The organism is Aggregatilinea sp., assembly GCF_036822615.1.
Taxonomy (GTDB): Bacteria; Chloroflexota; Anaerolineae; order Aggregatilineales; family Aggregatilineaceae; genus Aggregatilinea.
Map to the genome: position 1 here is coordinate 21851 of NZ_DAISHJ010000011.1, position 24394 is coordinate 46244.

Below are 24394 nucleotides of genomic sequence, written 5' to 3' on the forward strand. Positions count from 1 at the left end.
AATAATAGAACATTTGTATCTATTATAATCGATTCATTGGGCTCCTACCAGCCGTACCAATGGGCCAATCCGGCCTGTTGGGGCGGAACTGCTGGACTGCGCGCGCAATTTGAGGGAAGATCACGAGCGCTGCGCGGGCTGCGGCGCAGCGTGGAGAGCGGGTCGCAGCGCGCAGCGACCCTAATCACCGAGGGACTCATGACGACGACCAACCAGAGCAAATTTCACATTCTGCTGATCGAAGATGACGACGCCGTCGCTCAAAGCCTGCAAGACGGGCTGGAGCGTGAAGGCTATGCGGTCACCTGGAAGCCATCCGGCCAGGAAGGCGTGAACTTCGCGCGCGAGCACAATCCGCACCTGATCGTGCTCGACGTGCGCCTGCCGGACGGGTCCGGAGTGGATTTCTGCCGCGAGATGCGCCACCTCAAGCTGCGCCAGCCGATCCTGATGCTGACCGTGCAGCGCGACGAGATCGACAAAATCCTGGGGCTGGAAATGGGCGCGGATGACTATATGACCAAACCCTACAGCCTGCGCGAGCTTCTGTCGCGTTTGCGGGCGCTGCTGCGCCGCGCCTATGGGGAACTGTCCACGACGAACAGCGGCGATATTCTCTATGCCGCCGATCTCGTGCTCGATCGGGCCAGCGGACAGGTATGGCGCGGCAGCGAACTGCTGAACCTGACGCCCATCGAGTTCCGGCTGCTGACCTTCCTCGCACAGAATAAGGGCCAGGCGCTCACCCGGCGGCAGATCCTCGACGCGGTATGGGGCTACAGCGCCGACGTGGAAAGCGAGCGCACCATCAACGTGCACGTGCGCCGCCTGCGCGAAAAAGTCGAGCACAATCCCGAGGAACCGGCCATCATTCTGACCGTGCCGGGCATCGGATACCGTTTCGCCGGATAGCGCGGTCCGCAGAACTGCTTCCCCCACCCAGGGCCGATCCGGTGTTGCCCGGTTACGAAACCTTAACCCGTTTGAAACCCGGCTGTGACCCAAAAGCGGCATGGTCGGGCAAAAACCAACGCGAGGCACGACAATGCAAATTCAATCGATCCGGTGGCGGCTGACCCTCAGTTACGCGGCAATTGCCTGTTTAGCGGCGCTGGCGCTGGGCGCGGTACTGCTGGGCATTTTGCGCGGCTATTACAGCGACAAAGAGCGCGAGTATCTCGTCAGCAATGCAGAAAGCTTCGAAACGCTGCTGACCGACGCGACCGCCGAAGACGTGCCTATCAACGCGCTCCAGCCCCAGCTTGAGAACCTCGCGTTTATTTCTAAAGTGCGCGTGCGTGTGGTGGATTCCAGCGGCCAGCAGATCGTCGATACGGGCGCTCCCGAAACCCCGTACGTCATCTCATTCGTGTACGCCGCCAGCGACCTGACGCTCGATAACCTGCGCGTTGAGACAATCCGCCTTGCCCCCCTACCTGACGACGCCCCCGCAAATGCCGAAGGGCAGGACCAGATGATCGTCTCGCGCCCTACCGCGTGGCAGGTCCAGTTCGAGGGCCAGCCGGACATACTGGCGGCAACCGCTTTTATTCCGTCCATGCAAACCGCATCCGGCACGATTACCGCGCTTGGCGGTGGGGAAGCCGTCGAGATATCCGCATCCGAACCGTCTCGCCCGCAAATTGGAATGAATGCCGTGTCCACGCTGCCGCTGTCGAGCACGTTCTACGGGTTTTCGTTTGGCAGCACGAGCAGTATGCGCGCCGTCGAAGGGAAAGCCGTGCCGCGCTCCGGCCAGCAGATCACGAGTCCCATTTTTGACGCCAGCAATAACCAGATCGGCACCATCATCCTATCGGACGGCCCGGCCTATGGCAGCGAAATCGTCAGGAGCGTGGCGCTTGGGTGGCTGCTGGCGGGCGGCATCGCAGTACTGCTGGCAGCAGCGGTGGGCTGGCTCGTCAGCCGCCAGATCAGCAAGCCGCTGCTGGCGCTGACCGACGTCACAACCGGCATGATGGCCGGAGACCTGTCACTGCGCGCAAACGTCGCGCGACCGGACGAACTGGGCACGCTGGCCCTGTCGTTCAACGCGATGGCCGACCAGATTCAGGAAATCGTCGTCACACTGCAGCGGTTCGTCGCGGACGCCGCGCACGAGCTTCACACGCCGCTCACTGCGCTGCGCACCAGTCTCGAAGTAGCCAGGAGCGAAACCCCATCCACCGCCATTCGCCGCGCGCACGAACAGGTGATCCGGCTAGAAAAGCTGACGGACGGGCTGTTGGCCCTGTCGCGCATCGAAGCGCGATCGGGCAGCGACACGCTGACGCTGGTGGACCTGAACCGCCTGATCCGCACCACCAGTGAACTGTATGCTTCGCGGGCCGAGCAGGCCAACCTGGACTACGAGCTGTCCCTACCGGATAACGTTCCGCCCGTGTCTGGTTGGGCCGATCAACTGGGAAGCGTAATTTCGAACCTGATGGACAACGCGATCAAGTTCACCCCCGCCGGAGGCAAAGTGTCGCTGAGCCTGCACCCGGTCGATCAGGATGTGGTGCTGGTGGTGCAGGATACCGGCATCGGCATCCCTGCCGACGATCTGCCGCAGTTGTTCGAGCGCTTCCGCCGGGGCCACAATGCCGCGCACTTCCCCGGCAGCGGTCTGGGGCTGGCGATTACGAAAGCGATCGTCAAGGCGCACCACGGCTCGATCGTGGCGGAAAGCAGCGGCGCGGGGACCACGATCACGGTCCGGCTGCCGCTGGCGCCCGCCTCCCAAATACTGGTTACGGAAGCTTAACCACCCCGGAACCACGCCGCAATCTGCCAACGGCACAGTTAGGGACGATATGTATCGTGCCAATTGTGGCGCCAAGGAGATTGCGTTGATGAGACCATCCAGAATACTACTGACCGTCGTCCTGCTGATCACCGTGCTGGCGGCTGGAATTGGGCCGCTGCACGCCCAGGAACAGGAGACGGTGCTGCAGCTTGCCGTCCCCGGCTACCTGGAAGAAGCGGTCAAAGCCGCCGTCGAGCAGTTCGAGGCCGACCACCCCGGCGTCCGCGTCGATCTGGTGACGGACGGAAGCTCGATGATGATGATCAGCATGGGCAGCGGCGCGGGTCAGGGCGACATCGAGGACGTGCTGGACGAGCGCGAAGACTACGCCAGCTCGGCGGACGTGCTGGCGGTCAGTTCGGGCGATCTGTCGCCCGAAATCACCCGCGCACACTACTTCCTCGACCTGATGCCGCTGGTGAACGGCGATCCTGACCTGAACAGCGCGGATTTCTACAATGCTGTATGGCAGGCGTTCCAGTGGGAAGGCGGTTTCTGGGCGCTGCCCATCGCGGCGGACCCGATCCTGCTGTTTTACGACAAGGCCGCGTTTGACGCCGCCGGGCTGCCCTACCCCGATACATGGCGCACGTTCGAAGACGTCGAGAACGCGATCCGCGCATTGACGCCGCTCGACGCGGACGGAAAGGTCGCCGCGCGTGGTTACATGGATATGGCAAACGCGACAAACCTGCTGCTGCTTTCGCTGTTAGGCCAGGGCGTCGTGGATGACAGCGTGACGCCGGGCGTGCCAAACTTCAACAGCCCCGAGCTGGAACACTATCTGACCCTCATCAAAGACATGAAAGCCGACGGCCTGTTCGACCCGCCGCAGACCAGCGGCGCGGTGAGCACCGAAATCGTCCCACCACCACTGCAAATTGGGCGCAGCGCCTTCAGCTTCGCGTCGCCCGATGCCGCCGAGCCGCTCACCCCGGTCCTTCTGCCCGGCGGACACGCGGGGCTGGATACCAACGGTTTCGCGGTCAGCAGCGGCACCCAGTTCCCGGAGCTGGCTTACGAGCTGGCGAAGACCCTGACCGCCCATTCACAGCTCGCCAACAGCTTCGCGGGCGCAACGCCGGCCCGGCGCAGTCTTGCCCCTCAGGGTGAAAACGCAAACGAAGTCTGGAGCGGCGGCGCGCAGTCTTCCGACATAGCGGCACTGCTGCCCGTCGCGCTGGATCAGGCGTATCCGGCCAGCGAAACGCGCTTCTCGGAATATCTCAACCAGGCGATCGACTACATGCTTCAAAATGACGTGGACGCCTCGCAAGCGCTGATGGCGATAGAGGAAAAAGCGCTGGCGCGCCTGCAAGCCTCAGCGGAACGAGGCGCTTCGACGCACATCACCGTACAACCTCCACAGCCAGCGGTAGAACTTGCCCCCGGCGAAATCGCGCTCCGGTTTGGGATCTCGTCCATGATGATGCCGCTGCCCAACCAGGAACAGTGGGACGCCTTCGCCGCCGACTTCGCCGCGCGCGATCCCGAAGTGGGGCTGGTCCAGCTTGACGCGGACGTTCCCGGAGCACTGGATGACATGGTGAACGAGTACGACTGCTTCCTGGCATCCAGCAGCGTCGCACAGACCGGCGACCTGGGCCTGCTGCGCAGCCTGGACCCGCTGATGGCGGCTGATCCCACTTACGATCCGGCTGACATGGTCAACGGGGTGATGCAGCAGCTCCAGCGCGACGACCAGACCTGGGGCATGCCCATTACCATACAACCGATGGCGCTGCGCTTCAATTCCACCCTGTTCGAGCAAGCGGGCGCAGTCGATCCGGTCAACGGCTGGTCAACCGAGGACTTCGAGTACGCGCTGGAAGCGCTCAAAACGATGTCCGGCGACAGCGAGCCGTTCGTGCCGCGCACGTTCGGCAACACGCACCTGCTGATGTTGATCGCCGCCTATGGCGGGCTGCCGCTGGACTTCCGCACCAATCCCGTGACGATCAACTTCACCGATCCGAACACGGTTGCGGCTATCCAGCGCGTGCTCGACCTCGCCAAAAACGGCTATATCGCTTACTCCAAGCTGGCGAGCAGCGGCGCGACGATGGCGATCTCGATCGGCGGGGAGAACAACACGCCGCTTTACACCGTGGCCCTGAGCGACATCAGCGGCGCGGGCGGCGGAGTGACGGTCATGGCGATTTCCAGCAGCTCAGCTGCTGGCGGTGACGAGGATGAGGGACCGGTGGCGCAGCCACAAGTCGATCCGCTCGCCACGTTCCCGCAGGGATCGGCCTATACGGCGATGTCCTATGACGTCGGCGCGGCCTACATCAGCGCGAACACCCAGGCAACGGACGCCTGCTACCGTTTCATCAGCGAGCTGTCGCAGCATGCTGACCTCATGACCAGCATGCCCGCGCGCCGGTCCGTCATCAACGACCCCGACGTTGCCGCTGTGCAGGGTCAGGATACGGTCGCGTTCTACCAGACGATGGACGCGCTGCTCAGCCAGCCCAACACGGTGATCTTCCCGAACGGCTTCAACTTCGATCCCAGCGCGATGGGCACCACTCTGCTTTCGTTCTGGCTGAACCGCGCCTTTGACCGCTACGTGACGGAGGGTGTCGACCTGCAAACGGAGCTGGCCGCAGCGGAGCAGTTCACTCGGGATTACCAGCAGTGCGCCGCGGCCATCCCGCCCTATGATCCGACCAGCGACGACTTCGGCAGCTACTACCAGCAGTTCACCACCTGCGCCGTACAGGTCGATCCGTCCACGGCGGACACGTTTCAGATTGGGTAATCGCAAGTAACGGGAAAAAGTCGAGCGCCGCACAGGGTTGCATCACCGGCTTGTGCGGCGTTTTCGTGCGTCAGCCCGTCCGCGCCTCGCGCAGGATCGCCTCGACCAGCGCGGGCAGCGCCTGCGCGACCGCCTCGCTGAGCGGCGCATCCCACGCGACCTGCTCCGGTTGGATGCCGTAAAACACCAGCTCGGCGGGCAGGCTGCCCAATACCTCCGCCAGCAGCAGCGCATCCGGCAGTCCGCCCTGGTGCAGCGAGAGCGTGTGCGTTTGCGCGGCAAGGCGCACGTCGCCCCAGGTGAAGCGCTGGAACGATCCGGGCGGCAGATCGAGTTGGGCCGCATCCACGACGATCACGCGCGAATAGGCTTCGATCACGGGAATCAGCCCGAAGCCGTCCGTGCCGCCGTCGAACACGTCCACGCCGGGCGGCAGATCGGCGCGCGCCTGGATCGCCTGCACGGCGAGAACGCCTGCCGCATCGTCGCCCATCAATGGACTGCCGACGCCCAAAATCAACGTGTGTGCGTGGGAATCAGTGGAGGTCATCGCAGAATCGGGATTGCGGGGACGAGGGCGGGAGGCAGCCCGCAGGCCGCCTCCCTGTTTCCCCTTACCCTAGTCAGCCGTATTGCCGACAAACTCAACGTTCAGGAAGTGAGTCGAGCACGAGATGCACGGGTCATAGGCCCGCACCAGCATTTCGAGCTTGTGCGCGATCTGCTCCTGCGGCTCCTCAAGCAGCGTCGGAACCAGGGCGCGCATATCCAACTCGATATTGCCCAGATTTTGCCCGGTCGGGATGATGCAGTTGGCCTCTTCGATCAGGCCCTTTTCACCGATCTGGTATTCGTGGAACAGGATGCCGCGCGGCACGTCGCAGCTTCCGACGCCGCGCGCGCCGGGCTGGAGCGTGACGGGCGTGGGATCTTCCGGCTGCACGCCGGTCGCCAGCAGTTGATCGAGCAACATGATCGCATCGTCCACACAGTGCACGATCTCGACCACCTGCGCCGCGCTGTTGAGATATGGGCGGTAGCAGGGTGCGCTCAGGCCCAGGTGCTCGGCAGCGGCCTTGGCGCGCGGATGAAGCTGCTCGTGTTTCAGGTTATAACGGGCCAGCGATCCCACCATATAACTGTCGCGGTGGAAGGCGCAGTGCTTGGCGCTCGAATGCGGATTTAGCCGTTCGTTGGTCACCTGCCGGTAGTCGTCCACCGGCAGCGTGCCGCCGTCGGAGCTGGCGATCATGCCGTCGATGAAGCCGTACTCGTCCGGCTGGACCAGCGCGATGAACTCCGTCTCGCGCTCGAAGCTCGGCCAGGGCAGCGTGCCAAACAATTCGACCGTTGCGTCCACGTCGACCAGCGCCGCCGCGAACCGCTCGCGGAGCTGTTCAAGCTCGCTGCGGCTGGGGAAGTGCGTGAATCCCCCGACCGTCATCGCAATCGGGTGCGTGTGCCGCCCGACGATCACCTTGCACAGATCGCCGGAAAGCTGCTTCATGCGCAGCGCGCGTTTCACCACGTCCGGGGCGCTGGCGGCCAGCGGGATCACGCTGCCTACGCCCAAAAAGTCCGGCGCGATCAGCATGTAGGCGTGCAGGATATGGCTGTCGAGCATTTCGCCGTGGAAGGCCAGCTTGCGCAGGCGCACCGTCTGCTCGCTCGGCTCGACGCCCAGCGCATGCTCGGTCGCGCGCAGGCTCGCCGTCGCGTGGCCTACCGCGCAGATCCCGCAGATGCGGCTGGTGATGTGCGACGCCTGTTGGTAGGGCCGCCCGCGCAGCATCGCTTCGAAGAAGCGCGGTGTTTCCACGATTTCCAGGTCACACCGTTCCAACTGGCCGTCGCGGACATCCACGACGATGTTGCCGTGGCCTTCGACGCGGGTCAGGTGATGGATGTTTACGTTGATCGTCTCAGGCATGGGTTAGACCTCCTCAGGCGAGGCAAACGTCGAACGAGGCCAGTTTTGCTTCCGGCTGCGGCGGCGACTGCTGCCGTTGGTGCCGTTTCCGCTCAGCGGGGCGTCGCCGCCCATTTCTTGCAGAGCGTAAGCATTAAACATGGTGAACTTGGCGTCGATCGCTTCGGCGGGGAGCTGCTGCTCCTCAAGGATCTGGCGCATGTAATCGAGATTCGCTTCCGGGGCAAATCCACGGCAGCCTTCGCAGCCATCGCCATAAGTGGTGCACAGCGCATGGCAGCCCGCTCGCGTGATCGGGCCGAGGCACGGCTTGCCGAGCTTGTTCAGGCACGCGTTTTCCGACAGCTTGCATTCCACGCACAGCGAATAGTCGGGCAGCTTGGGCTTGCAGCCCTGGAGAAGCTGCTGCACGATGTGCACGAACTCCAGGCGATCGATCGGGCAGCCGGGAATCGCCACGTCCACATCGATCACCGCCGAGAGGGGGCGCGCCTCGTAGCTCTCGTAGTACTCCTTGCCGTTCTCGCCGTAGACGTAGGTTTGCACCTCTTCGACCGGCCAGCGGTTTTTCATCGCGTTCACGCCGCCCAGGTGCGCGCAGGCGCCCAAAGCGACCACCACACCCGCCTGCTTGCGGATCTTGCGCAGGCGTTCTTCGTCGCTGGCGCGCGTGCACGAGCCTTCGACAAACGCGATCTGGTACTCGTCGCTGCGTTCGGACATCGCCTCGCGGAATTCCACGATCTCGATCAGGTCGAGCAGGCCGAGATGCGTTTGCAGCGCATCCACGACCGTAAGCTGGCAGCCTTCACAGCTTGTAAAGTCAAAAAAAGCGACCTTTGGTTTTCCAGACATTACAGTGCCTCCTCAAAGGCCAACGCCTCTGCATAGGTCCAAGAGGGGCCGTCCTGGCAGCTATAACGATAATTCACCTGACAGTGGCCGCACTTCCCCACCCCGCACTTCATCCGGCGCTCGAAGCTCATCCAGATCTGATCGGGGCTTAAGCCCTTGCCGAGCAGCTCGACCGTCACAAAACGGTACATGATCGGCGGGCCGATGGTGACTGCCATCGTCTTCAGCGGATCGATCTCCACGCGCGGGAACAGGCGCGTGATCACGCCGATGTGTCCTACCCAGCTTTCGTCGGGCCGGTCCACCGTGACCAGCAGATCGATGTCGTCCCGCATGCGCCACTTACGCAGTTCGTCGCGGAACAGGATCTCGGACGGGTTGCGTGCGCCGTAGAGCACGATCAGCCGCCCGTAGTCGTCGCGGTTATCGAGGATCTCGTCGATGAAGGAGCGCGCCGGGGCGAGGCCCAAACCACCCGCCGCCACCAGCACATCCTTCTTCTTGAACACGTTCATCGGGAAGCCGCGCGCAAACGGGCCGCGAATGCCGATATCGTCCCCCGGCAGCAGCTTATGCAGGCTGTTGGTCAGGTTGCCCACGCGGCGGATGCACAGATCGAACGTCTCATGCGTGCGGCTGGGCGACGACATCACGCTGATCGGCGCTTCGCCAATGCCCGGCAGCGACACCATCACGAACTGTCCCGGCGCGTGCCCCAACGGGCGGCCACCGGGCAGCCGGACGGAAAAGACCTTCTCCATCTCGGTTTCGGTGCGCACCTTAACGATCTTGGCGACCGTGGGCAGGTAAATGGACGGCGCGGGCGCTTCGAACTCAAGCACATCGGAGACCATCACATCATCGAGTACTTCTGCCATCTCGCCCTCCTACCGGCCCGCGTCGATCTGAGTTTCTTCGTACAGCGCGTTCAGCGTGGCGGGAATCGAGATGTGCGCCAGACACGCACGCTCGCAGCGCCCGCAGCCGGTGCAGCCGATTAACCCATGCACCTGCTGGTTGTACTTGGCCTTACGCATGAAGCGGTGACGGATGCGCGACGCCTTGCTGTCGCGGAAGTTGTGCCCGCCCGCCACCAGCGCGAACTCGTAAAGCTGGCACGAGTCCCAGGTGCGGAAGCGCTCGCCGTCCTCCATCGTGATCTCCACTTCATCCTGCACGTCGAAGCAGAAACACGTGGGGCAGACGTTCGTGCACGATCCGCACGCGAGGCACTTTGCGCCCAGCTCGTCCCAGGTGTTCGCGCCATAGTTGATCGTCAGGAGCGAGGGAAGCTGATCCTTGCCCATCTTCAGGCGGTGGCGGAAGCGCGGCCACTTGGACGACAGCGACTGGCCCAACTGCCGGATCTCTTCGGTCGTCGCCATCTTGACCTGGGCATAGCTGAGCAAAAGCTGCTCGCCCTTTTCGCTGCCCGTATCCACGAGATAATGCCCATCTACTTCGGTGATATGCAGGTCATATACGGGCGGCGCGGTCAGCGTGCCCATATCCTTGCAGAACGACGCATCATCGCACGGGTACAGGCACTCGACGCCAACGATATAAATTTGTTCGCGCCGCGCCATGTAGTGCTCGTCTCTGTACCCGTTGGAAAACATACGATCGTACAGCAGGATGCCGTTCATATCGCAGGTGTGAACGCCAAAGATCACGGTTGGTCGCACACCCTGAAAGACCGGTTCCATCTGTATTCGGCGTGAGCCCTGCTCGTCGGTATCCGTATGGAACTTGAACAGCGTTTCACGTTGGGGCAGAAAGTATTTCTTCGGCGGGAGAATGGTGGTGGGATAACTCAAGCGGAGTTGCTCAGCTTCTTTGATGTCGTCAAACGCGTACCCATTCTGCGTTTGCACCGGCCCCACAACCCGAAAATCGGGCTGCAGCGCCTCGACAAAAGCTGAAAGCTTCTCCTTCGCGAGCACGTAAAGACTCATAGGCCACTCCAGTTAAACGGTCAATAATTGAGATTGAGAAATTTTGAACAATCGGCTAGTTTCTACGATAGCAGGATAGGTGCGGTTTACTAGTGGTGCTTGACCGTAAATGCTGTGACGGACATCACTTCACAAACAAGGTGGCCGCCACAACATTGTTTTTTATTAGCAGATTCGTACAAGAGGGTGAGCAACAACGAGGATCGATCGACGGTTATGATGCGCCCCAGGAACGCATCAACTGCGTGTAGAACTGCACCATCCGGCCCAGGTTCTCCACGCTGACGCGCTCGTTAATGCCGTGAATGCGGTCGAGATCGGAGGCGTGCAAATGCATCGGCGTAAAGCGATACACCTTGTCGCAGATCGCCGTGTAGTGGCGCGCGTCACTGGCTCCGGCAGTCAGATAGGGGATCACCGGCAGCGCGCCAAAGACCTGCCGAATCGTCGCGCTGAGCGTCTCAAACGCCGCCGTATCCCACGGTGACAGCCGCGAGGCGGTCGGCTCGCCCTCGGCAATGATCGTTATCTGCACGCGATCGTCGGCAATGATATCGCGCAGCACCGCCGAAACAGAGTCGGGCGTGTCGCCGGGCATCAGGCGGCAGTCGAACGTCGCACTGGCGGCGTGCGGCAGCACATTTTCCGTGCGGCCTCCGGCGATGATCGTGGGCGTGGTCGTGGTGCGGATGAGCGCGTTCGTCTGCGGCGACGCGGCCAGCATCCGCCGCACCACCGGCCCCATCAGCCAGAGATTAGCGAACACAGCGCGCTGGGCCAGCGGCGCAGTCCGCCCCAGGTAACGGAACAATAGCGTGACGTAGGTCAGCGTGGCGGGCAGCGGGTGCGACGCGACACGCGCAATCGCCTGGGCCAGCAGCGCGATTGTCGTCTCCTGGGGCGGCATAGAGGCGTGTCCCGGCTCGCCTTCGACAGACAGGCGCAGAATCGTATGGCGCTTTTCCGCCACACCGACCACGGCGATCGGGCTTTGCACGCCGGGCAACACGTCTTCCACGACGACGCTGCCTTCGTCCAGCACCACCGCCGGGCGTATCTCCTGCGCCTCGAACCACTTCACGATGGCACACGCGCCCTGCTTGCCCTGAATTTCCTCGTCGTGGCCGAAGGCAAAATACAGCGTGCGTTCCGGCTGGAAGCCCTGTTCCAGCAGCCGCTCCGCCGATTCCAGCAGCCCGACCAACTGCGTTTTGATGTCGAGCGTGCCGCGCCCCCAGACGTATCCTTCCGCGACCGCGCCGGAGAACGGAGGATGCGTCCACTGCCCCAGCGACGACGGTTCGATCGGCACGACGTCCTGATGCGCCATGAACACGATCGGGGCCGCGTCCGCTGCCGTTCCGCGCCACTCGTACACCAGACTCCACTCGTTGATCGTATGCCGCGTCAGGGCGGTATGAACGCGAGGATACGTATCTTCGAGGTAGCGGTGCAACGCCGCAAAAGCAGCGTACGCGTCCGGGGCGGGTCCAGTCACCGAGACCGTTTCGCACTGGATCACCGCCGACAGGTGCGCGGCGACAGACGCCGCCTCGACCGGATCCAGCTCGACCGGAGCGATCGGCGTCACAGGCAGCGGAAATGTATAGGTGCGCCAGGCGACCACGCCAACCAGGATCGCCACCAGCGCCACGAGCACAATTATCACAGCGAGCATTGCCCACTCATCCTACGGCAGGTTCGGATACCACGACGTCGGACGATCCGCGCCGCCCGAAAATGATCGGGATCAGTGGAATCGCCAGCAAATTGAGCGCGGCCAGGATCACGAACGTGACGCGGAAACCGATTGTGTCGGACAGCACGCCGCTGATCGCCATACCCGCGCCGTCCGCAACGTTGGTGAAGGCCATCAAAATGGCGAACATGGTCGCGGCGATGCGCAAATCGGTGAAGTTCATCGAGAGTGAGAAATAAACGGTCATGTACGTGCCGTATGCAACGCCAAACAACGCCACCAGCGGCCACGCGACGGCGCGCACGGTGATCAGCGCCAGTCCCGCCACGGCCAGCGACGAAATCGCCATCCCGGCCCATACTGCGCCGCGTTTGCCGACCCGCCGCTCCAACGTGCTGGCGAGCACGCTGCCAAACACCATCCCGAGGCCCCACAACGTCGTCGTGAACCCGGCATCGCTCAGCTCGATGTTAAACGTATCTTCCAAGAACGGGTTTACAAGCTGGTTCGCGCCCGTGATCACCAAAAACAGCACAAAGCCCAGCCCCGCCAGCGCCAGCACGCTGCGCTGTTTGAACGCGCGGAAAGCGCTCCAATCGAATTCGCGCTCGCGGGTATGCGCAGGCTCGCGGGCCATGAGCACCAGCGGCACCGGCAGCAACGTCAGCGCTGCCAGCGCCCAGAACACCGAATGCCAGCCCAGATGATCCGCCAGCAGGCCTACCATCGCCGCCGCGATCACCACGCCCACCGCGCGCCCCCCTACCATCACGCCCTGCACGGTGCCCTGCTCTGCTTCTTCGGTCGTGTCGAGCGCCAGCCCGTCCGTACAGGTGTCGTACAGCGCCATGCCCGCCTGAAGCACGAAGGCCAGCGCCACCAACGCCGCGAACTCGCTCGATGGGTCCAGCAGCGGCGCGATGAGCAGGCAGACGAATTGAATCCCCAGCCCCAGCAGCATATACGGGCGGCGATGCCCCCACCCAAAGAGGCTGTAGCGATCGCTCGCCATGCCCAAAAATACTTTGAGCATGAACGGGATCATGGCGATGAACGAAAAGATGCCCACGTCCGACATCGTCAAGCCGTTGTCGAGCAGATAAAGCGCATTCAGTGCCGTGAAGTAGCTGAAGATCGTGCCCTGCGTAAAGTACAACAGACCAAACATGCTGTAACGCCGGATGGTGTACGTTTGCTTTAACACGATTATCCCCTGTTGGCAGCGCCGGATGGAATAGCTCCAATCTAACACGAAACAGGTCGCATCTCATGGGCAATTCGACAAATTACGAGAGTAAACAGAGCGTAGTAGGCAAAAAAACGAGATGAGGCATCAGAGGAGATCAAAAAACCGGACCGGCAAAGCAGATACGCATAGCCGGTCCGGCGTGACAGCAGATTACCGGTCGAAGGCTTCCTGCCGCTTGCTCTGCGAGCGGGGCACCGAAAGCAGTTTCGAGGCCAGATCGCGCACCTGGCTGAACGTCGTCGGCTTGAGCAGCACGAGGTCCGCCTGGGGTTTGATCGAGTCGGCCATGCGCGGGTCGGCGGTCGCCACGATTACGCGCGTATCCATCAGTCGCTCGTCGTCGCGGATCTGCTGCAAAATCTGCGTTCCCACGACGTTCGGCAGGTGCAGGTCGAGCACGATCACGTCCGGCACGACGTCGGCCAGCAGTTCCAGCGCCTCGGCGCCATCGTGAGACACCTGTACTTCCAGGCCCAGCACTTCCAGCGCCTTCGCAAAAATCACTGATGCGTCGTAGTCATCCTCGATCACCATCGCCTGCTTGTTCATCTTAACTCTCCTCGGTTCCCGTCAGCGGTAAGGTAACTAAAAAGCGACTCCCCTGCCCGACCCGGCTGGACAGGCTGATCTGCCCGTTCAGCAGCGACACAATCTGTTTGACGATCGACAGACCCAGGCCAGATCCGCCGTGCCGCCGCGCCTGCGAATCATCCACCTGGCGGAAAGGTTCAAAAATATACGTTTGTGCGTCCTCAGAAATGCCCGGCCCGGTATCGACCACTTCCAGCGCCCAATGCTCCTGATCGGGACACTTGATGTTCAGGCTCACCGAGCCTTGATCCGTGAACTTGATCGCGTTGCCCATCAGGTTCACGAGCACCTGCTGCAAACGCTGCGGATCGCTTACGACCTGTGGGGGCACATCCTCGGCAATCGAGCAGTCCAGTTGCAGCCCTTTTTGCTCGGCCAGGATGAACATGATCGATTGCAATTCGTCCACCAGGCTGCCAACCGAGAAGCTGCTCATGTGCATGGTCAGTTTCCCGGCCTGCATCTGCGCCTGGTCGAGCAGGTTATTGACCAGATTAAGCATCCGGCGCGTATTGGCAATGATGCGGTCCAGGGTAGACGACTGCTCGGCGCTCATCGCGCCGTATACGCCCTCCTTGAGCATGTCGCTGTAGCCCAGGATCGCGTTCAGCGGGGTGCGCAGCTCGTGCGAGGCCATCGACATAAAGGCGTCCTTCATCCGGTCCAGCTCTGCCTCGCGCGTGAAGTCGCGGAAGACCACCACGGTCCCGATCGACTCGCTGGCACTGCCCTGCACGGTGGCGAAACTCAACGAGAACGTCTTGCTGCCCCATTCAAACTTCGTGCCGTAGTCGCCCATGCCCTTGCCACGAACCACGCCGCTCAGCATCTCACGATTCTCAGGGCTGACCTCGTTGCCCATCAGGGCCTCGATGTCGCAGCCGGTGATCTCGTCCTGGGTGCGATCGATCAGCATGGCGATCGACGGGTTGGCGACGATGGCTTTTCCCGACTGGTCGAAGACGATCACGCCATCCGCGATACTTTCGAGAATCGCCTGATTCTTGTTGGACTCAGTTTGTACCCGCGACAGCGCTTCCGCGAGATCGTGCGTGCGGTCGATCACGCGTTGGTCAAGCTCGCGGTTGATCACGTGCAGATCGCTCAGCGCGCGCTCAAGGCTGCGCGCGGACATCCACGACACCAGGGCAACGATGTAGAAGCCCAGGATCGCCGGGATGGTCGGTACGGCATCGAGGAGGGTCATTGAAATGGTCGAGATTACGGCGCTGCACAACGTCGCCAGAATGAAGCTGGCAAACGGTTGGAGCAGCACGCTCGCCATAATGATCGGGATGGTAAACAGGAACAGGCTGCGCCCCTCGGCCACCTGGGACGCGCTGTCGCTGAAAGCAAAAATCACAGTCAGCGCGACCAGGAACACAGAGCTTGCCACCGCTCCCATTCCCGACCGGTTGATGAGATAGATCACCACGAGGCTGAGCAGCATTGCAAGGCTGCCGCCATAGATCAGCGTGACGCCTTCCGCATCATCCATCGCCCCCGGCATAAAGACCACAGCCAGAGTCGTCACCAGCAGCGCCACGAGTGTGATCCCCGCCACGCCCATCAGCAGCAGGTTAAGCAGCTTTCTACGCCGTGCGTCTTCGGGGTCCGTCGAGCGAACGTCGATCAGCCTGTTCAGGACTTCCATTGCACCATCTCAATCTTCTGCTGCCAGGATCAGCGCGCTCAGAATCGCGGAGCGCACGACCAGGACCGGACAGTACAAGCATTTACCAATCCACAGCGGCGGATTCGGCGCAGTGCTGTGTTCCAGCAGCCACGCCGCCCCCTGCTCGATCACGCCATCGGGGATCGTGTGGCCGCTGCGTTTCCACATCACCAGCGCCTGCAAGCAGTACGCCGTTTCTTCGGCTGTGGGCGTATAGAATCCCCACGATCCGTCGCGGTTCTGGGTTTCCAGAACCCAGCGCACCGCGTTATCCACAATTTCATCTTCCAGCCATCCGGCGGCGGAGATGATCATGTGCGAAGTCGGGTAGTACGGCGAGGAATGCCACTTATCGAACCAGAACAGCCCGATGGTCTGGATGCGCTTCAGGAACTGGAACGCCGTCTGCACCGAGGGGTGATCGGCAGGCAGCCCGGCCTGTCGCAGCGCGCCGAGGACGTGAATATTGGCGCTGATGGACGGGTTGGCTTCCAGCTCGTAGCAGCGATAGTGATCGCCCTGCTCGTAGCGCAGGATCGCTTCAAGATCGACGTCGCAGCCGTAACGCCGCAGCACGTCGAATACGAGGCTGCTGTCGTCGCCATCCTTGGGCGAGTAGCCTGCGCCAAACCCGGTTCCGACCCCTGGCTTCCAGGCATTCTGCAAAAAGTTGAGATGCGGCTGGCACAGTTCCAGGGTTTCCTGATCGATGCCGTTGATCAGGGAAATGTTCCATAACGTCCAGGCCTGTTCGAACACGTCGAACGGGGCAACGTCCGGCGCGCCGCCTTCTCCGGTAACCGTATCGCGCAGGTACTGCATTGCCAGCGGATCTTCCGGTCGCACGTACAGCGCATAGTACGCCGTCGCGGACGGGCTGTGCCCGATGGACCCGTTGGCCTCCTGCAAGTGATCCACGTCCAGCAGCCGCAAGCCATCCGGTCCCGCCATCTCCGCCGAAAACGCCACGGTCACCTGGCGGCTGATCATGCCACCCGGCAGCGACGCAATCTTGGCCGCGCGCGACCGCTCGAGCTGGGTCAGCGTTCCGTTCCAGTGAACCCCGTCCAGCCCCATCGACTTGGCCTCGGTGACCAGCGTTGGCGCGATCATCTCGAACCCGATCGTCTCGCCCGACAGGTCGGCGGGCAGCCCCTTAGTGATCGTTTCCAGCGCCAGCTGCGCGCGCTGCCACCGTGGGCGATCCTCCGGCTTACCATAGCTCGCCAGCGCCATCATGGCCGACAGCGTACAGATCAGGCGGTCGTGGTAATAACGCGGATGCGCCGCGCCCCAACTGCCGTCGGGAAGCTGATTTTCGCGCAGCCATTCCAACGCGCGGTCGCCCATGCCTTCATCCAGATCCCGGAGCCGCGCGATCCACGCTGTGTCGTAAGCCGTGTTCAGAATGCGTCCCGGTCCAACTTCTTTCAGAAGATCTTTGATATTCTGACGGAAGTCCACACCCATGTTATCCATTGGATTCAGAAGAAAAGTCGGGTAGCTTGACTTCTGGAAGCGGGTACCAGTAACCACCATGATCCTGCTTGGCTCCTATCCCCAGAATCGCATTCCGGTTAGCGTGATAAAAGGCTTTCATAACGGCCCAATCGGCGGGTTGTAGAGCGGCGTAATCCGGCTCGGCATCGCGCCGGGTGTAGAGATGATCGTAGAGAATACGCCGCAGAGACTCAGCCGAGAGATAAAGAGAGGGTGCGACCGTGAAATAAAGGTCTTCGTTGCCGGTCGCAATCAACGGCATATCAAAAGCGCTGAACCGGTCGAAGCCGATGAAAAAATCGACCGGCGCGACCTCCTCGCCATAGTACAGGCGGACGATAGTGTCCTTATCCGGCGCGCTGCCATGCTCGCGGTAGTAGTCGATCGCCAGCTCCGCGACCGTCTCCGCGGCATCGTTCGCAAACAATCCGAAGAACAACCGCGCCCGGTCGTTCGCACGGGTCTGTTCGGTGAGCTGATCGAACAGGTCGCACACGTAGGCGTAGGGCGTCCCGGCGAAGTATTTGCGGTAATCGCCATAAAACCGGACGCGAACGCCGTACTCCTCGTAGAAGGTCAAAAAGCGCGGGTGCGTCGCCAGCCGCGCCAGCCCTTCAACCGCCATTTCGATGTAGTCGTCGCCGCGCTCAAGCAGATCGGGACCGAAGCAGGGCGTCAGCAGCGTATCGATGCCGTGGTCGAACATCAGGCGATACACGTCGATGTGCCCCACCTCGACCGCATCCACATAGGCGGCCAGCGGGTCGTCATCGTCGGGCTGTGGAGGATACTCCAGCAGAAACCAGCGGCGCGTCCCGTTAATGGGAAACACGCACACCTTGGGCCCTTGTGCGCGGACCAGCCCGGCGACTTGCGCGTCGGATAAGCTAAAGAAGGTTGTGGCGTCCATGATGTAGTCAGTCCAATACGACGATAGATAAGTACGTTCTGTGCTCTGTCACCGGGCGGAGGGTAGCAGGGAACACGGTCACTCTCGTCTACGCGTGACCCGCACAACGGTTCACTGCTGCCTGGAACACTCTCGACCGCGCCCGGAAACTCGCCACAGGGGAGTGTGTCTGTTTCCGGACGGCCCCGCTCGATTTTTCACTTCAACGCATCAACCGCGCCCAATTGGGACGGAAAGCTGAAGAAGCCATACACCGCGCTAACGCGACGCGCCAACCGTTTCGACTGCCTGTCGCGCCGTAGATTCCTCGATCGCGGGCGCAGTGGCCGCCCACAAACGAGATACCAGCAGCGCGTAAAAACTGAGGATGACGATCATCACAACCGGAATGTACATGTTGGGGTCCGTCACCACGTATGCGTCCTGAATCAGCGCCGCGTCACCCAACGCCAGATAGCTCACCATCTGCCAGAGATCGGCCAGGGCGTATACCATGAACACCGCCCACAACCAGGTCTTTATCCGTGAGCCTTCCACCGTCACGATCAGGTAGGTAAAAACAGCAATGCCCAGCGTGAGTTCCCACACCATGTCGAGCCAGATGAACGCGCCCATGTAGAGCGCAAAGGCCCATTCCAGACCAAGCTGCTGCGCTTCGATCGGGGAGTCGCCGCGCCGGGGATGGCGCAGTGCGCGCAGCGCGACCGCGACCAGGGGCAGCAGGATTGCCAGCTTGATGACGCCTGCAAGGCGCAGGCTCGCGGCAGAGTTGCCAGCCAGATAGATCACGGTCTGAGTGATGGAATGGTTGTAGCCCAGAAAGCCGGAACTGAACTCGCGCCAGGGAAAGTCGCGGCTGAGGCGTTCCAGCAAGCGTACATAGTCGATGTGCTGCTGCCAGCCGTATGCCGGCCCCATCACCAGCATCGTCACGCCATCGATTGCGACGAACGCGGCCAGGGTCGAGGCGGCCAGCTTCCAGAAGAAACGATAATGGCCCAACAGCAGCGGCACCGCCGCCGCGAATGCCCACTGCGGCTTGATTTGCAGGACAATCGACAGCCACAGGACAGACCAGCCCAGGTTCTCGTCCAGAATTGCTTCGATCAACAGCGTGCCCAACAGCGCCATCGGCACGTAGATATTGAGGTAGTTCAGGTCGCCCCAGAAGGCCGAGAATATGAGCCACACCGGCAGAAGCCACGCAAGCCCTTCCCGTGCGCGGTGAAGTTCCAGCTTGCGGAAGATGCGATTCCACCAGAAATAGAGCACGATGTACGCGAAGAGGTGGAACAGGGTGTCGCCCCAGGCCACCACGGCAGGCGGCAGCCACAGCAGCGGGACCGCCAGCACGGCGAACGATGGCGCATAGGTGTAATGGCTTTCCAGGTGCGCCAGAGATCCCTTCAGGTAAAGATCCTCACCTGCTCTGAAATGATCCGCCGCATCGATGTAAACCTGGAGATCGGGCGGGAAAAACCCGTCCTCGGTTTCCCCCTCGTACACGGTTCCGGCCAGCAAAAAGAACTGCATCAGCAGCCGCAGCACCGCGAAGATCAGCGTGGCGACGAGAACCCGGCGAAACGTCCTGGATCGCGCCCACATCTCCGGCAAACTGGTCGTCCCAATCAATTTCTTCACGCCAGCGTCTCCCTATCAGGCTCCGGCAAAACACCGCGCAACCCGGCTCAGTACCGGATTGGTGGCTTTGAGCGCGATCTGGTCGTTCGGCTCAATCTCGAACCCCAGACGTTTTTTGAAGTCGTATGCGCCGCTGCCGCCGCGCAGGTCGGACACACCCAGCTCGATCGCACGCCGGATCGCGGCATAAAAAAGCTGGAAGTAGGTAAAGTTCACGGAGTAATCCAGGCCCAGCAGCGTCAAAAACTGCGTTGAGCCGTCGCCAACCAGCAGGCCGCAGCCCACAAGGCGCTCGCCGATGGTGGCGGTGATCCATGTGCCGCCCACCATGCCCATATGTTTGAGCAGATGACGAGCGTTCGGATAGGGCGAGGCGTGATGATGCTGTTCGACGTCGCGGATCAGCGCGAGCGCCGCTTCAGCCTGCACAGCCGAGTCGTGGTAGGCGATGGTGATGCCGAGATCGGCGGCGCGGTTCGTGTGGCGGTGATAATCCTTGCGGGCCGACTTCCCCAACCCACTCACATATGCGTCAAAATCGGGCGCATCCAGCATCAGGCGCGTACCCGGCTCGCCAAGGTCCATCAACGCGTACCCTTCGGGCCAGTTGGATGACACCGACGCACCAGCGGAAAGATAGTCGAAAAGGATCGCGGACGCGCCGTGCTCGCGGGCGATGTCATCCGCGACGCGCGCGAAGGTTGCCAGCGCTTCCTGCCGAGACTCATCCCGTGGCAGCAGCAGGCCCGGCGCGTGCGCCAGCGCCGTACGGCAGATCAGCAGAGGCCAGCGACGGAACACGGCCTGCAAGCCGCGCCGTGCGGGCATCCAGGCGATGGGCAGCGGCTCCTGGCGCACCAGCCAGAAAACCGCCCGCGCGACAAGCTCACCCTGTTTCGATAGTAAGATGTAGAAAGGCTGGTCTTCGGGCTGCGCAGCCTCGCCAAAACGGTACCATTGATGGCTGGCAAAGGGGCAGGACCGGTTAAAACGGTCCCATTTCACCGCATCGATCTCCGTGATGCTGTGCAGCACCTGGATGTCGAACATCATTCTGCCCCCGCCCGGCATTGTTCAAAATTAAAAACAAATTCCCATCTAACTATAAAACAACTCTTTCTTATTTGTAAATAGATTCAAGCGCTCAAAATGTCACTAAATTCTCCATTAACCGCCAGCGCGCCGGAAGCATTTGTTAGAGTATTGTTAACTCCCTGGAAATCCGGCAGTTCGGCGTCGATCCGGCGCAGGTGCGGATACGTCCAAGCGCCGATGACAGTCACGATCATCAGGACGCCCATCAGGATGAAGATCAGCGCCGTGCCGCGCCCCGGTCCGACGCCGATCACGCGGCCCACACTGGACGCCAGTGCGCCGCCGGGCGCCAGCAGCGGCTCGAAAACGTAATCTGCCGCCGGGCCGCCAATCGGTGACGCCAGCGCCATTGACAGAAAGACGACGACCGAGCGCACCGACGCCACCCGCCCCTGGACATCGGGCGCGACCTTGCTCATCCAGATCGACTGGCTGCACGCGCTGACGATCGGATAGCAGAAAAATGCCAGCCCCATCGCCGCCGTGACGAACCACACCGACGCGCGCAGGCCGATCAAAATGCTGCCCAATCCAACCAGCCCGCCGAACAGCAGCACGCCAACAATGCGCCGCCGCGGCCCGCCCCAAACGCTGACGGCGAGGCTGCCCAGCAAGCCCCCCACCGCGCCAATCGACATCATCGTGCCAAGCCGCCCCTCGGACGTAAAGGACAGGATCAGCGGCACGCTCAACACCGTCATAATGCCGGTCAAGAAGTTGACGATGGCGAAGAAGCCAAGCAGCGCCAGCAGCCCGCGCCGGGAAGCGACGTATGACCACCCGTAGCGCATTTCGCTCCACAGCGATCCGCGATGCTGCTGCGCCTCATCTGTTTGGGCCGGATGTGGAAACCGCACCAGCGACAGCGTCACGACCGAAAAGATGAAGGTAGCGAAGTCGATCATGAGCACGACCTGCACGCCAGCCGCCAGCATAATCGCCCCGGCGAGCGCGGGCGCGACCAGAGTCGAGATCCCATAGCCGATGTCCATCATGCCACTGGCGCGGGTGTAATGTTTCTGCGGGACCAGCAGCACCGTCGCCGCAGTATAGGCGGGCCACTGGAAGGCCCCACAGGCCGCACTGACGAACACGGCGGCATAGACTTCCCAAACCGCGAGGTGACCGCCTGCCAGCAAGATCGCCACCGCGAGCGAACTCGCTCCCGCGCCGCAGTCGCTAATGAGCATTACGAGGCGGCGATCCCAGCGATCGACCAGCGCCCCCGCAAAGGGCGACACCAACACCTGCGCGATGGACGTGAACAGAAAAATAAGCGCGTACTCGGTCGCGGATTCGTGCCGTTCGTAGACCCACACGCCAAGCGCAAAAGACGTGAGGTTGGAGCCGATGATCGAAATCAACTGCCCAAACCACACCGCGAAAAAAACGCGCATATCGCGTGCCGAATCCTGCCGCACCGGAGCCTCAACCAAACCTGACCGCGTCACACTTGACTAACGCCAGGATAACCCAACTTGGCCTCAAATTGCAAGTTATAACCATACTGATATATGAAAATAGTAAAAACAAAAAGATGTAGCACTTCAAACCATACATAACTTAACTAGATAACAGTGGAAGCTGCGGGGAATTATATTGAGCAAAACATGTAACGCGCAGTGGACGATTTTGAGTTTTCTCTCAGCGTTCTGGTCACGCCCGCAATCCGCTCGATCAGCGCTTTGTAATGTTATACTTACTGTGCTACTATTAGCATCGCAGTCCGCCTCCGAGGCGTACCCAAACCGCTCCGCTCACCGGGCAACGAGTCCGTCTCAGCACGCAACTGCTAAACATCAATGTTCCGCGTAGTTCCGGGGGGGGAGTTATGCAGTACCGCAAATTATCACTTTTTCTATCCATCTGCCTCATGATGGGACTAGTTTTCACTTTTTCGCCCCAGCTTCCACGGGCTGAGGCGGCGACCATCACGGTCACCAATACGAACGATACCGGGGCCGGCTCGCTCCGGCAGGCAATCCTCGATGCGGCCCCAGGCGACATCATTGACTTCAGCGTTTCGGGCACCATCACGCTCACAAGCGGGACGCTGACCGTCAATAAAAACCTCGTCATTTCCGGGCCAACCAGCGGTGGGATCGTCATCGATGGAAATGGCGCCAGCGGCGTCATAACCATTGCGGCGGGATCCACCGTCACACTTGAAAATCTCACCATCCGCAACGGCTCGGCCATGTTCGGCGGCGGGATCAACAACAGCGGCATCCTGACGCTGCGCTACAGCTCGGTCATCAACAACGTCGCCGCCGGACCGGGCGGCGGCGGCATTTACGGCGCGCCGGGCAGCACGACCACGGTTATCAACAGCACGCTTTCAGGAAACAGCTCGCAAAACTTCGGCGGCGGCGCGTTCATCACCGGCGCGTCATCCTTCCAGTACGTCACCATCACCAATAACTTCTCTGATCTCGCCTATTACGGGCGCGAAAGCGGTGGCATCGCAGTCGGTAACGGCGGCAGCGCGACGATCACCGGCTCGATCCTGTCGGATAATTACGGACCGGCCACTTCAAACGAGGTCAACTGTCTGGCCGCGGGCTATCCGGCTACCGGCGCAACGGGCACTCTGACCTCCGGCGGGTATAACCTCGTCGGTGATGGCTGTGGGATGCTGATACCCCTGGCAACGGATCTGGTCAATACCGCGCCGGGCGTATCGCCCCTCGGGGATAACGGCGGCGTCACACCGACGCACGCCTTGACGGCCACCAGCGCCGCCCTGGACCAGATTCCAGCCGCCTCCTGCACCGTGCCCAACGATCAGCGCGGCACCTCGCGTCCCCAGCCAACCGGAGCCAACTGTGATATCGGGGCGTTCGAGGTGTACGTACCGCCATCGGGCACGCTGATGTTCACCAAGACGTTCACCCCGTCAACCGTCACGCCGGGACAGGAAGCCACCCTCACGATCACGCTCTCGAATTTGAGCGCGACGAGTGACGCCGCCGCTGTGACGTTCAGCGACACACTTCCGGCGGGCCTGACCCTGACGGCAGGCTCGGCCACCGGAAACTGCGGTGGAGCACTGGTCGATGCGGGCAGCGTCCTGTCGCTGAGCGGCGGCGCTGTGGCGCACAGCACGAGCTGCACGGTCACCGCGCGTGTGTCGGGCGCGACGATCGGCACATATGTAAACCAGTTCGCCAGCGCGAGCAGCAGCCTGCCCGCCAACGACAGCACCGATACTGCGACGCTCACGGTAAGCCTTGCGGCTCCGACCACTTCCAGCGGCAGCAGCAGCACGACATACCCTGACCACAGCGCCGAGGACAACGCGCGCGCCCAGGCGCCGCTGTGCCAGGATCTCGATGGCTCGACCAACCCGATCATTCGTGCGGATGTGCCGTCCGGCACGGTGCCGAACGGCGGCGTCTTCTGCCGCGTACTCGCCGAAAACAGCGCGTACGTCAACGGCCCCGCCGAAGTGGGCGATCCGGCTGTGATCCAGATGGGCGTGATCCAGGCGGTTGATGTATTCGGGATGGCAGGCAACACGTCGGTTCCGGCCTTCACGGCATCCGTGAAAGTGTGCCTCAGCGGCAGCGGGCGGTTGTTCTACCTGAACGCGACCACCGCGCCGCGCCAGCTCAGCCAGTTGAGTGCCACGCCGGAACTGGGCTACACCTGCGGTCTGATCCCTGCCGCGGGCACGGTCGTGCTCGTCCCCTAGGTTCCTCCGGCAAGCAGAATCACGCGG

18 protein-coding genes are annotated in these 24394 nt (G+C 61.9%); 4 read left to right on the forward strand and 14 right to left on the reverse strand.

The annotated features are described in order from the left end of the window. Positions 1-198: 198 nt before the first annotated feature. The 3 genes from V7116_RS05795 (at position 199) to V7116_RS05805 (ending at position 5573) form a co-directional block, all read left to right on the forward strand. Positions 199-912, forward strand: coding sequence for a response regulator transcription factor (locus V7116_RS05795; RefSeq protein WP_324390944.1), 714 nt, complete (start codon positions 199-201; stop codon positions 910-912). A 133-nt stretch (positions 913-1045) separates the two neighbouring features. Continuing rightward, positions 1046-2767 carry a sensor histidine kinase gene (locus V7116_RS05800; RefSeq protein ID WP_324390945.1) on the forward strand — a complete coding sequence of 574 codons (1722 nt, stop codon included), beginning with the start codon at positions 1046-1048 and terminating at the stop codon, positions 2765-2767. An 88-nt stretch (positions 2768-2855) separates the two neighbouring features. After that, positions 2856-5573 (forward strand): ABC transporter substrate-binding protein, encoded by a 2718-nt coding sequence (locus V7116_RS05805; RefSeq protein ID WP_324390946.1) that lies wholly within the window; start codon positions 2856-2858, stop codon positions 5571-5573. Between the two features lie 70 nt (positions 5574-5643). On the opposite strand, the gene V7116_RS05810 is transcribed toward V7116_RS05805, so the two are convergent. From V7116_RS05810 to V7116_RS05875, 14 genes are all read right to left on the reverse strand, one after another. Beyond that, positions 5644-6123, reverse strand: coding sequence for a hydrogenase maturation protease (locus V7116_RS05810; RefSeq protein ID WP_324390947.1), 480 nt, complete (start codon positions 6121-6123; stop codon positions 5644-5646). 69 nt (positions 6124-6192) lie between these two features. Further along, entirely contained in the window at positions 6193-7503 is a 1311-nt protein-coding gene (locus V7116_RS05815) for a Ni/Fe hydrogenase subunit alpha (protein WP_324390948.1), read from the reverse strand. A gap of 3 nt (positions 7504-7506) precedes the next feature. Then, complete coding sequence (locus V7116_RS05820) at positions 7507-8358, reverse strand: hypothetical protein (protein WP_324390949.1); 852 nt, start codon at positions 8356-8358, stop codon at positions 7507-7509. After that, a complete protein-coding gene (locus tag V7116_RS05825; RefSeq protein WP_324390950.1) occupies positions 8358-9236 on the reverse strand; it encodes an FAD/NAD(P)-binding protein in 879 nt (292 codons plus the stop codon). Before V7116_RS05825 ends, V7116_RS05820 begins: the two co-directional genes overlap by 1 nt. Positions 9237-9245: 9 nt before the next feature. Next, complete coding sequence (locus V7116_RS05830) at positions 9246-10313, reverse strand: 4Fe-4S dicluster domain-containing protein (protein WP_324390951.1); 1068 nt, start codon at positions 10311-10313, stop codon at positions 9246-9248. Between the two features lie 214 nt (positions 10314-10527). Next, positions 10528-11991 (reverse strand): M20/M25/M40 family metallo-hydrolase, encoded by a 1464-nt coding sequence (locus V7116_RS05835; protein ID WP_324390952.1) that lies wholly within the window; start codon positions 11989-11991, stop codon positions 10528-10530. Positions 11992-11998: 7 nt separating this feature from the next. Then, entirely contained in the window at positions 11999-13216 is a 1218-nt protein-coding gene (locus V7116_RS05840; protein ID WP_324390953.1) for an MFS transporter, read from the reverse strand. Between the two features lie 195 nt (positions 13217-13411). Further along, a complete protein-coding gene (locus V7116_RS05845) occupies positions 13412-13810 on the reverse strand; it encodes a response regulator (RefSeq protein ID WP_324390954.1) in 399 nt (132 codons plus the stop codon). A 1-nt stretch (position 13811) separates the two neighbouring features. Then, positions 13812-15506 (reverse strand): sensor histidine kinase, encoded by a 1695-nt coding sequence (locus V7116_RS05850; protein ID WP_324390955.1) that lies wholly within the window; start codon positions 15504-15506, stop codon positions 13812-13814. Between the two features lie 9 nt (positions 15507-15515). Beyond that, on the reverse strand, positions 15516-16991 hold the full coding sequence (locus V7116_RS05855; protein ID WP_324390956.1) for a prenyltransferase/squalene oxidase repeat-containing protein: 1476 nt from the start codon (positions 16989-16991) through the stop codon (positions 15516-15518). A gap of 7 nt (positions 16992-16998) precedes the next feature. Then, the gene (locus tag V7116_RS05860; protein WP_324390957.1) at positions 16999-17937 is read right to left on the reverse strand and encodes a hypothetical protein; all 939 of its coding nucleotides are present in this window, start codon (positions 17935-17937) and stop codon (positions 16999-17001) included. Positions 17938-18195: 258 nt separating this feature from the next. Continuing rightward, positions 18196-19578, reverse strand: coding sequence for a glycosyltransferase family 87 protein (locus V7116_RS05865; protein WP_324390958.1), 1383 nt, complete (start codon positions 19576-19578; stop codon positions 18196-18198). Between the two features lie 15 nt (positions 19579-19593). Then, a complete protein-coding gene (locus V7116_RS05870; protein ID WP_324390959.1) occupies positions 19594-20631 on the reverse strand; it encodes a GNAT family N-acetyltransferase in 1038 nt (345 codons plus the stop codon). Between the two features lie 83 nt (positions 20632-20714). After that, entirely contained in the window at positions 20715-22070 is a 1356-nt protein-coding gene (locus tag V7116_RS05875; RefSeq protein WP_324390960.1) for an MFS transporter, read from the reverse strand. Between the two features lie 476 nt (positions 22071-22546). Here V7116_RS05875 and V7116_RS05880 point away from each other — a divergent pair, with 476 nt between their 5' ends. Continuing rightward, positions 22547-24367, forward strand: coding sequence for a DUF7933 domain-containing protein (locus V7116_RS05880; protein ID WP_324390961.1), 1821 nt, complete (start codon positions 22547-22549; stop codon positions 24365-24367). Positions 24368-24394: the final 27 nt, after the last annotated feature.